The organism is Sphingobacterium sp. LZ11T8, assembly GCF_024261425.1.
GTDB lineage: Bacteria > Bacteroidota > Bacteroidia > Sphingobacteriales > Sphingobacteriaceae > Sphingobacterium.
In genome coordinates, this window is sequence record NZ_JANBZY010000003.1 from 45,389 (window position 1) to 57,676 (window position 12,288).

The 12,288-nt window shown below is 39.7% G+C and carries 11 protein-coding genes; 7 read left to right on the forward strand and 4 right to left on the reverse strand.

Going from position 1 to position 12,288, the window contains the following annotated elements; all coding sequences use genetic code 11:
* The first annotated feature begins 178 nt into the window (after positions 1-178).
* From NLF99_RS08390 to NLF99_RS08415, 6 genes are all read left to right on the forward strand, one after another.
* A complete protein-coding gene (locus tag NLF99_RS08390; RefSeq protein WP_185213861.1) occupies positions 179-805 on the forward strand; it encodes a Crp/Fnr family transcriptional regulator in 627 nt (208 codons plus the stop codon).
* 69 nt (positions 806-874) lie between these two features.
* Complete coding sequence (locus tag NLF99_RS08395) at positions 875-1,090, forward strand: DUF2892 domain-containing protein (RefSeq protein WP_185213860.1); 216 nt, start codon at positions 875-877, stop codon at positions 1,088-1,090.
* Between the two features lie 159 nt (positions 1,091-1,249).
* Positions 1,250-1,609: a DUF4180 domain-containing protein gene (locus NLF99_RS08400; RefSeq protein WP_185213859.1), complete on the forward strand. Its 360-nt coding sequence runs from the start codon at positions 1,250-1,252 to the stop codon at positions 1,607-1,609.
* 77 nt (positions 1,610-1,686) lie between these two features.
* A complete protein-coding gene (locus NLF99_RS08405) occupies positions 1,687-2,097 on the forward strand; it encodes a hypothetical protein (protein ID WP_254527705.1) in 411 nt (136 codons plus the stop codon).
* Between the two features lie 332 nt (positions 2,098-2,429).
* A complete protein-coding gene (locus NLF99_RS08410; RefSeq protein WP_185213857.1) occupies positions 2,430-2,783 on the forward strand; it encodes a hypothetical protein in 354 nt (117 codons plus the stop codon).
* A gap of 968 nt (positions 2,784-3,751) precedes the next feature.
* The gene (locus NLF99_RS08415; RefSeq protein WP_254527707.1) at positions 3,752-4,195 is read left to right on the forward strand and encodes a nuclear transport factor 2 family protein; all 444 of its coding nucleotides are present in this window, start codon (positions 3,752-3,754) and stop codon (positions 4,193-4,195) included.
* 57 nt (positions 4,196-4,252) lie between these two features.
* On the opposite strand, the gene NLF99_RS08420 is transcribed toward NLF99_RS08415, so the two are convergent.
* The 4 genes from NLF99_RS08420 to rpe form a co-directional block, all read right to left on the reverse strand.
* Positions 4,253-4,723: a DinB family protein gene (locus NLF99_RS08420; RefSeq protein ID WP_254527709.1), complete on the reverse strand. Its 471-nt coding sequence runs from the start codon at positions 4,721-4,723 to the stop codon at positions 4,253-4,255.
* A 140-nt stretch (positions 4,724-4,863) separates the two neighbouring features.
* Positions 4,864-6,600, reverse strand: a complete 1,737-nt coding sequence (locus NLF99_RS08425; protein WP_254527711.1) for a M14 family zinc carboxypeptidase — start codon at positions 6,598-6,600, stop codon at positions 4,864-4,866.
* A 163-nt stretch (positions 6,601-6,763) separates the two neighbouring features.
* Entirely contained in the window at positions 6,764-9,025 is a 2,262-nt protein-coding gene (locus NLF99_RS08430) for an aconitate hydratase (RefSeq protein WP_254527713.1), read from the reverse strand.
* Positions 9,026-9,168: 143 nt separating this feature from the next.
* Positions 9,169-9,849 carry a ribulose-phosphate 3-epimerase gene (rpe, locus tag NLF99_RS08435; RefSeq protein ID WP_185213852.1) on the reverse strand — a complete coding sequence of 227 codons (681 nt, stop codon included), beginning with the start codon at positions 9,847-9,849 and terminating at the stop codon, positions 9,169-9,171.
* A 215-nt stretch (positions 9,850-10,064) separates the two neighbouring features.
* On the opposite strand from rpe, the gene NLF99_RS08440 reads away from it, so the two are divergent.
* Positions 10,065-12,197 carry an HD family phosphohydrolase gene (locus NLF99_RS08440; protein ID WP_185213851.1) on the forward strand — a complete coding sequence of 711 codons (2,133 nt, stop codon included), beginning with the start codon at positions 10,065-10,067 and terminating at the stop codon, positions 12,195-12,197.
* The last annotated feature ends 91 nt before the right edge of the window (positions 12,198-12,288 follow it).

Below are 12,288 nucleotides of genomic sequence, written 5' to 3' on the forward strand. Positions count from 1 at the left end.
TGACCTAATTGAATATAAAAAATATTAATTTCTAATTTCCTGCCAGCATTTGTAGCCGAATGCCTAATAATTTTTATTTTTTGGAAAATTTAGCATTTTATGATTTCCCCATTATCTATATTTATTGTTTAAACATTAATATTGTTTAAATATTTATATTCACACAACTATATTTCAGATGAATAACATTGAGTTTGATTTCCTCTTGGAACAGGGTTTAAGAGCAGAGTTTGAACAAGTAGGCAGCAAACTTGAATTTAATACCGGGGATATTATCGTAGAACCACATAAATATATCAAAGTCATCCCTATCCTGCTTAAAGGGACCGTCAAGGTCGTACGAGAGACAAATGAAGGGAATGAATTGATCCTTTATTATATAAAAGCAGGCCAGAGCTGTGCGGTATCCCTATCTACCTCGCTCATGAACAAACTGAGTAATATCAAGGCCATTGCAGAAGAGCAGGTGGAACTGATCGCCATTCCTTCATCAACTTCGGCGAAATGGTATGATTCGTATGCGAGCTGGCGCATGTTTGTATTGAGAACCATGGACAATCGATACGATGAAATCATCAATGCGCTGGATAGTGTAGCCTTCAAGAAAATCGATGAGCGATTGATGGATTACCTGAAAACCAAAGCTGAGGCTGTACAAAGTAATATCCTAAATATCACCCACCAGGAGATCGCCAATGACCTTTCTACCTCAAGGGAGGTAATTTCAAGACTGTTAAAACAGTTGGAACAAAAGGGAATTTTGAAACTTTTTAGAAATAAAGTAGAAATTTTCTCCCCAATGTGATAAAAGTCACTGACAAACTATAGGATATAAGCCATTTTTGTTTTAGTGTTCACCCTAAATCATTTACTTATGAAAACAAACATGGGCCCACAAGACAAAACGATCAGGATAATCATTGCAGTCATTATTGCAGTTTTGTTCTTTACAAAAGTTATTTCCGGAACATTGGCAATTGTTCTATTGGTTGTTGCAGGGATTTTTGTACTCACCAGCTTAATTGGATTCTGTCCATTATATAGCCTACTGGGGGTTAATACCTGCAGAAAGAAAGCAACCAACCATTAAAAAGAAAATCACAATAACTATTATCTTTATACCTTACCCCGCTTAAATCCCTTAAGTGGGGTTTCTTTTTTCCTGATATCGACAAAAGTATTTCTTTAAGAAAAGGCCAAGCTTTCTCCAAGAGAATTATTATTTTTATAAAATATTCCACTATACCCCATGATATTAATAAAACATAGCCTCAACAATCAACAAATTGCAGAAGTTCAAGCAGACGATTATATCTGGAAAACAGTTGAAGACGGCACCGATGTAATGGGTGATGTATATTATCAGGGATTCGACAGGATGATCATTCACGAAAAGAACATACACCCGAATTTCTTTGATCTAAAAACAAAAATGGCTGGGGAAATCCTGCAGAAATTCTCTACCTATCGTGTGAGATTGATGATCGTAGGAGATTTCTCAAAATATAACAGTCAAAGTCTAAAGGAATTTATTGCTGAAAGCAACAAAGGCCGATTGGTAAATTTTGTGGAATCCGTTGACCAAGCAAGGATTAAACTTGCAGAATAATTTTGCCTTGATTTAATTTTCCGATCTGCTACAACCTATTTCATTTTGAATTACATTTGTGCATATTATTAATCCAAATGAATCCGATTTTTCGTAAGATCCTTGCCGTTGTTTTGGGCATTGTAATTGGCTCCATGGTCAATATGGCCTTGGTTTCTATAAGTGGTACCGTGATCCCTCCGCCTGATGGCGTTGACGTCACTACCGCTGAAGGTTTGAAGGCAGGAATGCATCTATTCAAACCCATAAATTTCCTGTTCCCTTTCCTTGCCCACGCGCTAGGTACCTTCGTTGGTGCTTTGGTAGCAGCATGGATTGCCCCTACCAATAAATTAACTTTTGCAATGGTTATTGCAGTATTCTTTTTCCTAGGTGGACTGGCCTCTATATTTATGTTGCCTTCTCCACTTTGGTTTACTTTCGTGGACCTAGTATTTGCATACTTCCCAATGGCTTACTTTGCAAAGAATATCATATCAAAAGATTAAAATATAGGCAGACCTTCCCATAATTATTGAATTACGCTAATACTTTGTTAAAAGATGTTAATCTAAAACTAAAAAGACACGAAAGTATAGTTCGTCTCGTTATAATAACAAAGAAAAGCAAAAGAGTAATAAAGAGTAATTTCATAATTTAGGTTAATAATTGGTTTGGTAAAATCCTGAGCTTCCCCAGCTCAGGATTTTTTCTTTTAACCCCATTCTTAACCTGTTAAAAAACCTTAAATCCTCTCCTTTGGCATGGTAAATGCAATAATCCTATTTGTAACATCGTTATTACAATAGATTAATTAAACATATAACAAAAAATTGAACATATGAATGAACTATTTTTTTCAGCACTGTTTATAGGAAGTTTACTTTTCGGAAACCCTGAAACCAAAGAAATTCCTTCAGAATTAAATATGAATCAAACGGAATTTGTAGAGCCTGCAGCTAAGGGCAAAATTGAACTACAAGCGGATGATTCCAATACGTATCAATATAAAGTTATTGGCGACCAAGTCAATGCTCCATTGACCATATTTGTCAATGACAAAGCTCAAGGTGAAGTCAATGTGGGTGATGTATTTGAAATCAAAAAACCTGAAAACACAAAATCTGGCGAAAATCTAGAAGTATCCTTAAAGAATAGGGATGCTGAATATGCCAGTCATATCATAAGTTTTTAATCTCAATTAAATTATAACATAAACAACCTAAGGAATCCTTAGGTTGTTTTATTATGGACTATTCATAATTGAATTGAATCATTTCTTAACTTATGATTAGGTCCTTGTGACGGAATGGCCCCTCTGAGCACTGTCAATAAGTTAAGTTTTTTTGTATCGAGGTTCATTCGAAGCTCCTCGAAAAAAGCAAACCTTCAAAAAGAAAAACATCCATTGCTGTTTTGGCGAACAGTTCTTCAATCGAAGATTGAATATGACAAAGCCTCTAGAAGGAGAACCGTACAGATTCTTCACTTATCGTTCAGAATTGGAAATGAATTAAGAAGGGATTTCCAGAAAAATATTTCACCCACGCCGTGGGTTATATGTCAAGCGATTTGATCTTCTACAAAGATTTCACCCCTTCCAGGGGTTCCCAATTTATTCAAACAACCATTCTTCCGCAGGAAGCTCTTTAGCCTCCGGCTCATTTCCAGTGGCGGAAAAATGGATAGAATGCCGATGCCCTGTGCGATGGGATTGGCCTTGGAATGCTTTCAGTAGATCATCCCATCAATAGGGATGATTTACTGAAAGATATTCCCGACAACAAGGCATTCTATCCATGTGCGAAGGATGGTGCGAAAAGCCACCTTAAATGAGCCAAAGGTTTTTGGTTACTTTTGGGCTCCAAAAGTAACGAGACATCTTCATGTTCATGAGTGGCAGAACGATTCGCTTCTGTGCTGAAGAGGTTTTCGTCGAGGAGATTGAATCAACCGAGCAATAAATACCCCTAAATCCATCGGTGAATTCTCCAGCAAAACCCTGAGGGTTTTTCACCGAAATAACTCCAGCACTCACCGAGAAAGCTTCAGAATTGACCTATTTTGCCTGTTATGGCCTGTATTTCTGCTATACCTTTGAAGTATCAAATAAGAAATAACAAGAAAAAATAAAACAGGTATTAATCATTAAAAAAATAAGTCATGAAAAATTTAGTAAAAACATTCGCAATCGCAGGTCTATTATTCGCTTCATCGTTCACAGCATTTGCAATCGATAAAGACAAAGACAAATTAAACAGCGCAGTGGTAGAAAATGTTGTTGACGCCTATATCAACACTTCAGTAAGAGGTAATGTAGACCATCTAGACAACCTATTAGGTAAGGACTTCAGTTTGAAGTACAATACTGAATACAATCAGGCACCCCTATCAAGAGCTAACTACATCAAACAGATCAAAAGCCAAAAGGGAAACACCTACAACTGTGATAGCGACTATCAAATCGTGGAGAAAACTGGCAAATACAGCCTTGCTAAAGTAACGCTTAACTTCTCCAACTTCAAACGCATTGATTACCTAACCATGGTGCAGGACAGTGAAGGCTGGAAAATCACTGAAGTAAATTCAGTTTTTGAAGAGAAATAATTGGATGCGACATATATACAAAAGGCTGCTCGGTAAAATGAGCAGCCTTTCCTATTTCTATCTGTCCCAGAACATGGGAGGTTCAATTCCTAAACTCCTGAGGTAAACATAGCCTTGACCTCTATGGTGGATTTCGTTATCCACAAAATACAGAAGGTTGTCAATGATAGGCTGATTAAATTGACCAAATAGATTGTAATCTTCTGGAAATCTTTCTACTGGAATCTTATTGTAATATTCAGTAATCAATGGGGTCTGTCTATCCCACTCTGCCAATAAGGCTTCTTTGGTATTAAATGGAACATCATGGTTGAAACCCTCTGTGGTATTGCTATCGATCCCTTCTAGACCCGGCAACCCAATAGTCAATAATTCTTTCACCAAATCACTGAAAGGGCGCATCCCTCCTATGCTATATTCGAATAATTCCTTTTCTGGAAATTTCTCAATTGTTTTTCTCGTTAAGCCTCTATGTCCTTGCCAATGGTTCAAAAAGTTCTCTTTCGTAATAATTCCTGTAGTGCTCATAATATTTTCTTTTTAAATGATTGAATAATCAAATTTAAGTGCGATGAATGACAGCCTTTTGTCAACAGAAAATTAAAAGTCCTAGCATAAAAAAAGCTTCCAAGGAATATCTTGGAAGCTTGATATGGTTTCGTACCATCTTACAGTATCCTTCCTACCGGATACAGCATATAGTTATGCTCATAATGATGCGTACGTTTATAGATCCATTCCAATTGTGCCCTTCCACTTTCTGCCAGCTTCGGATCTTGTTTTTTCGCTTCCTCAAAACTTTCCTTTAATTCAACATCATTCTTCAATAGTTCGGCCGCCGTGTCCTCAAATATATAGGCCGAGAAGTATTCTTTTTGCGAAAGGATGGCATCAAAGAAATTCCAGTTGAAAAAAGAATCCATCGCCTGGGGTTCCAATGTTTCTACTATATAACGATTAATGTCCTGATTGGTTTCGATTATCCAATCGCCTTTATAAAATGGCACCTGCATCATCTTCGGACTCAGCTCCACCGAATGATGGGGATAATGCCCTTCATAGGGAGCTCCCTGTGTTTTGTAGGAAGTGATATAATACATCTCCACTTCCTTTACCTCGTCTGCTGCCAACTGATGCATCTTGACACCATTGGTTTGCATCAGTTCTATCAACCTATCATAAGCTTGGGGTACGATATATGCTTTTGGTTTTTTGATACTGATGGACGGCTTGTAATTCGAGAAATAGGGAACCTGCTTGCTGAAGGGTTTGCTTCTGTCATAATATAACCTATCCTGCCCCGATACTTCACTGGTCTTTTTCCCGGACTCAAAACCCCTGAACTCAATTTGATCAACTTTTTCAGTATCCAAGGTCCAGCTGACTGGAAAATCGGTTTGGGCAGCGACTTGCTGTTTTATGTTTTTGCGTAGGGCAACCAGATCTTTGGACTCCTTTACGGAAACTTCAAATAAATTCTTCATCAAGGCATAGGTGGATTCTACACGTTGCTGATAAGGCTTCCACATATGCGTTTCTGGCATGTAGCCAATACTGTTGTGCAGGGCGGCATATCCTGTCGAATACCTAGGGCTTTCAAGAAAGGAAACGAGTCCCGATTCTGGCGTCTCGCCTTTAGAATTCACATAAGGAACCATCGGAAAACCTTCCTTTTCCATTCTTCTGTATAGCTCATCCGTGAATTTTGATCTCATATAGGGTGCCAAGTCCTTATGCAGTTTATCCTTATGGGTTTCGATTAGGGTCATTACATATTGATAATCTGCTCCATTGCTGGTATGGGTATCAAAGAAAACATCGGGATCCCAAGTGCTATATATCTTTTGGAAGAGCCTAGAATTTCGGGTATCACCTTTAATAAAATCCCTGTTGAGATCATAATGCTGCCTAGAGCCCCTAAAACCGTATTCATTTGGACCATTTTGGTTCACCCTGGATTCTCCACGGTTTAGCATCCCCGCAATATTATAGACAGGGATCACGCAGAGTACCAAGTTATCAGGTAATTTATTTGCTTGAAGGAGATCCCTGATAAACATCATGGAAGCATCAATCCCTTCTGGCTCCCCTGGATGTATCCCATTGTTGATCAACATCACTGCCTTTCCCTTTGCCTTAATGCTATTGGGATCAAAGTCATCATCCTTAGATAGGACGATCAATTGCAATGGCTTCCCAACATCCGTTAATCCATAATCAATCATTTTCACATCCTTCCTGCCTTTGAGCAAGGCAGAATAATAATCCTGCAATTCTTGATAGGTTACCGTCGTATTCTTTTTGGCATCCAGTTCATAAGGTATTTTCTGAGCTTTTATTTCCATTGTTCCAGTAGATAACAACACAGCGGCCAAGGCCATGCTTTTTAATAAACTTGTATTCATGCTTAGTTTGGCTTATTAGGTGAATAAAGATAGAGATTATTTTTGTTTGGAAGGTTCGGAATGCGACATCCCTAAACATAAAAAAGGTGCCGTCCCAATGGAACGGCACCTTCTGAAGTCAGCAGCTCTAGTCTAAATACTAGATACTAACTACTAAATACTATTACTGATTTGAACGGATGATATTCAATGCACCACCAGCTTTGAACCAACCGATCTGTTGTTCGTTGTACGTGTGGTTTGCAAGGATCTCTTCAGACGTACCGTCAGCATGGTGCAATACCAATGTAAGCGGTTTGTTTGGAGCAAATTCAGTTAATCCGATGATATCGATAGTATCGTCTTCGTTGATTTTATCGTAATCATCTTTATTTGCGAAGGTAAGACCAAGCATACCTTGTTTTTTCAAGTTAGTTTCGTGGATACGGGCAAATGATTTTACCAATACTGCACGAACACCTAAGTGACGAGGCTCCATAGCTGCGTGTTCACGAGATGAACCTTCACCATAGTTTTCATCACCTACGACGATTGAACCAATACCGTGCGCTTTGTAATCACGTTGTGTTGCAGGAACCGGACCGTATTCACCAGTCAATTGGTTCTTCACATTATCAGTCTTATCGTTGAAGAAGTTAACCGCACCGATCAACATGTTGTTAGAAATGTTGTCTAGGTGACCACGGTATTTCAACCAAGGACCAGCCATAGAGATGTGGTCAGTAGTACATTTACCTTTAGCTTTGATCAATAATTTCAAGCCTTTAAGGTCAGTACCTTCCCATGCTGCAAATGGCTCTAATAATTGCAGACGATCTGAATCAGGGTTCACATCCACTACAACGCTTGATCCATCAGCTGCAGGAGCTTGGTATCCTGGATCATCCACAGCAAATCCTTTTTCTGGTAATTCATCACCTGTAGGAGGATCTAATTTTACTTGCTCACCGTTTTTATTGGTCAACGTATCTGTAAGCGGGTTAAAACCTAAATCACCTGAGATAGCGATCGCAGCAACCATTTCTGGAGATGTTACGAATGCAAAAGTGTTCGGGTTACCATCAGCACGTTTCGCAAAGTTACGGTTGAAGGAGTGAACGATAGTGTTTTTCTCTTGTTTCTCAGATCCAGCACGATCCCACATACCGATACATGGTCCACATGCATTGGTAAAGATAGTTGCATTAAGGTCTTCGAAAGTTTTCAATAATCCATCACGGTCAGCAGTGAAACGAACTTGCTCTGATCCTGGGTTGATACCAAATTCAGCTTTGGTTACAAGTCCTTTTTCAACAGCTTGGCGAGCGATAGAAGCAGCACGTGATAAATCTTCGTATGAAGAGTTAGTACATGAACCGATCAATCCCCACTCTACTTTAGTAGGCCAGCCGTTTTTACCAGCTTCTTCACGCATACGTGAAATTGGAGTATACAAATCTGGAGTAAAAGGTCCGTTCAATGAAGGCTCCAACTCCGATAAGTTGATTTCGATCAATTGATCGAAGTATTGCTCAGGGTTTGCATAAACTTCAGGGTCAGCAGTCAAATGTTCTTTGATTGCATTCGCCGCATCAGCAACTTCTGCACGGTCTGTAGCACGCAAGTAACGCTCCATAGAAGCATCATAACCGAAGGTTGATGTCGTTGCACCGATTTCAGCACCCATGTTACAGATTGTACCTTTACCTGTACAAGATAGAGATTCAGCACCTTCGCCAAAGTATTCTACGATAGCACCAGTACCACCTTTTACAGTTAAGATACCAGCCACTTTCAAGATTACATCTTTTGGAGCCGCCCAACCAGAAAGTTTACCTGTTAATTTTACACCGATCAATTTAGGGAATTTCAGCTCCCATGGTAATCCTGCCATCACATCACATGCATCTGCACCACCAACACCGATCGCAACCATACCTAAACCACCCGCATTTACTGTGTGGGAGTCAGTACCGATCATCATACCACCTGGGAAAGCATAGTTCTCCAATACTACCTGGTGGATAATACCAGCACCTGGTTTCCAGAAACCAATACCGTATTTGTTCGATACAGAACTCAAGAAGTTGAATACTTCTGAGCTTTCATTTTTAGCACGATTTAAATCCTCTGCTGCTCCATCACGCGCTTGAATCAAGTGGTCACAGTGAACAGTTGAAGGAACTGCTGCTTGCGGACGGCCTGCTTGCATAAATTGCAATAAAGCCATCTGAGCAGTTGCATCCTGCATCGCTACACGGTCCGGTGCGAAATCAACGTATGATTTGCCACGCTCGTAAGCCTCTGAGGCATTACCATCCCAAAGATGCGTATATAAAATTTTCTCAGCTAGAGTCAATGGTTTATTTACAACTTGGCGAGCAGCTTTTACACGCTCATCATATTGAGAATAAACCTTTTTGATCATGTCTATATCAAAAGCCATTATTTGTAGTTTAATATGATTTATTAAATTTTACACTATTAAGCTCATACTATGAGCTGTTTACGCAAAAATACAAAAAAAACTGCGTTTTATTCGCATTTCTGCCACTTCTCGCTAATTTGGAAGTATTCTAAACAAAAGGGTTAAACCAATTGAACTGAAGGGTCTACAGCCTTCAATTCCTGTATTGTTTGAACTGGATTTTCGGAAGAGAACACAAAGCTACCGGCCACCAAAACGTCAGCTCCAGCTGCCAATAACTTGCCTGCATTTGAAGTCCCAACACCACCGTCAATCTCGATCAAAACATCCGTATTCTGCTCTGCCGCTAAAGCGCGTAATTCTTTAATTTTACTGTACGTTCGCTCAATGAATTTCTGTCCTCCGAAACCGGGATTTACAGACATCAGACAAACTAGGTCAATATCCTGGATCACATCCTTCAACAAGGAAACCGGTGTATGCGGATTCAATGCAACCCCTGCTTTACATCCCAACTCCTTAATCGCTGCTAATGTGCGATGTAAATGTGTGCAAGCTTCATAATGAACTGTTATAACCTCTGCCCCATTATCCTTGCAAACCTTCAAGTAACGGTCTGGATCCACGATCATCAAATGTACATCCAAAGGCTTTTTTGCATGCTTTGCAATGGCACTCATTACCGGGAATCCAAAGGAGATGTTAGGGACAAATACCCCATCCATGATGTCAATATGAAACCAATCAGCTTCGCTCGCATTGACCATCTCTACGTCACGCTGTAAGTTTGCAAAATCTGCAGCCAATACCGAAGGTGCTATTAAGTGTTGTTGTGTGGACATGTCTTAAATTTTTTGCAAAGATAACAAGTATTATCCTCTAATTGAAAAATAGACAGGTTTTCCCTAGAATTGCTACATTCAACTTACAATCCAAAGCAAAAAGGAAAGAAACTCCTCGACAATAAGGACAATGTTTTCAGATTGTCTTAGCCTAAAATCAAACTGTTTGCCGTAAAATAATTACATTTGTTAGTTAGGATTACTAAAATTAGATTGTGGCGAAATTAAAGATAAATTACCCTAAGGATAAATTACAGCAAAACTCCAGTTTGTGGAAATATGGAATGGTGGTCTTAACCATTGTCCTGATCTGTATATTCCTACCCAAACAACCCAGATTTAGGTACGAATACCAGAAAGGAAAACCTTGGAACCATGAAAACCTGACCTCCCCCTACAACTTCGCAGTCCTCAAAACTGCCGAAGAAATGGAGCGCGATAAACAGTACATCCTGAATACGGTCCAACCTATCTATAACCTGAACGATGTGGCCAGTAAGGAACAGATCGATCAGTTCAATACCGACCTCAACGAAAAATGGCAATCCAGCCAATTAGATTCCGCCGAGACAGGGAACCTCAATGACTATCGAGAAGTAGGAACCGCCCTCTTGAATTACATCTACGAAAGAGGTGTCCTTTCCCTCAATAATCGATATCAAAATAAAGGCAATGACTCCTCCAGAAATGACCCTACTTCGTTGGAGTATAACTTTGTCCTTATCCACGACAATATCGCCCAGCAGAAGAATACGGTAGATTGTTATACGATCGAATCTGCAAATCAATATATCGTTGGAGCACTTGAAAAGAACAAACTGATCGAACATAAGAAATGGCTGTCTGAAGTCCTGAAAAACTACATTACCATCAACTACGTCTTTAATGAGTCCCAGACCAACAAAGTTGAGCAAACGGCCTTGGCCAATATCTCAACCACCCGAGGGATGGTGCAAAAGGACGAACTGATTGCTGAACAGGGGAAAATAATCAATAACGACACTTATCAGAAATTAGAGTCCCTACGAAAGGTATTCGAGGACGAATCTAGGATCAGTGGCGAACAGAACCTTGTCACTTTTGGACACTTTATCCTGATTTCGCTAGCCATGGCCCTATTGATGGTATTCCTTTATTTCTTCAGAAGGGATATCTTCAACAATAACCGTCTGCTGTTCATTATCTTCATCGTCATTTTGGTGATGTTAGGGGTATTGAGTTGGGCTATCAAGATCAAGATCCCAAGTCTTTATTACATTCCATATTGTAGTGTACCGATCATCTTCAGATTATTGTTCGATACACGGATAGCTCTCAACATCCATATCCTGATGGTACTGATTGCCGGACTGTTCGTACCTAACAGTTTTGATTTTGTTTTCTTGCAGTTCACGGCCGGTATGGTTGCGATTTACAGCATCCGTACACTGGTTAAGAGAGAGCAATTCCTGGTATCCAGTGTGCTGATCTTAGGAACCTACATCCTAGCTTATATGGGATTGGTTCTGACCCGTAACGGATCTTTTTCTTCGATTTACTGGCAGGACATCCTTCCATTTACAGTGAGTGTAGGATTGACCCTTCTCGCCTATCCTTTAATCTATGCTTTCGAGAAGTTATTTGGAATCGTTTCTGACTTAACCTTAATGGAATTGACCAATAGTAACTCTAGGTTACTGCGTGAGCTTTCCTTAAAGGCACCAGGTACCTTCCAGCATTCGCTACAGGTTGCTAACCTTGCTGAAGCCGCAATTTATAAGATTGGTGGAAACCCATTACTGGTCCGTGCAGGAGCTTTATACCATGACATTGGTAAAATGATCAATCCACTGTACTTTATCGAAAACCAGAAAACCAATGACAACCCCCACGAGGAGTTGACTCCTGAACAAAGTGCACAGATCATTATCTCGCACGTGTTGAAGGGCATTGAAATGGCTAGGAAGAACCAGATGCCTGAGGTGGTAATCGACTTTATCAGAACGCACCATGGAACGACTAAGGTTGATTACTTCTACAACATGGCGGTAAAGGCGAATCCAGACAAGGTCATTGACGAGTCAATCTTTAAATACCCTGGTCCAGTACCATTTTCAAAGGAGACCGCTGTCTTAATGATGGCAGACTCTGTTGAGGCTGCTTCAAGGGCATTAAAGGAGCCAACCGAAGAGTCAATCAATAATTTGGTGGACAAGATCATAGACCATAAATTATTGCAGAGACAGTTCCAGAATGCGGATATTACGATGCGTGAGATCACAGAATCGGCCAAGATCTTCAAGGCCATGCTGAAGAGCATTTACCATGTTCGCATTGATTACGATCTAAGTAAGAAGAAAGATAATTAAAAAAACAAATTGATATTCAAAAGGTTGCTGTAGGCAGCTCATAAAATGCGTATTTTTCGCTAAATCGACTTTGAAGAGTGAAAATTTTGCG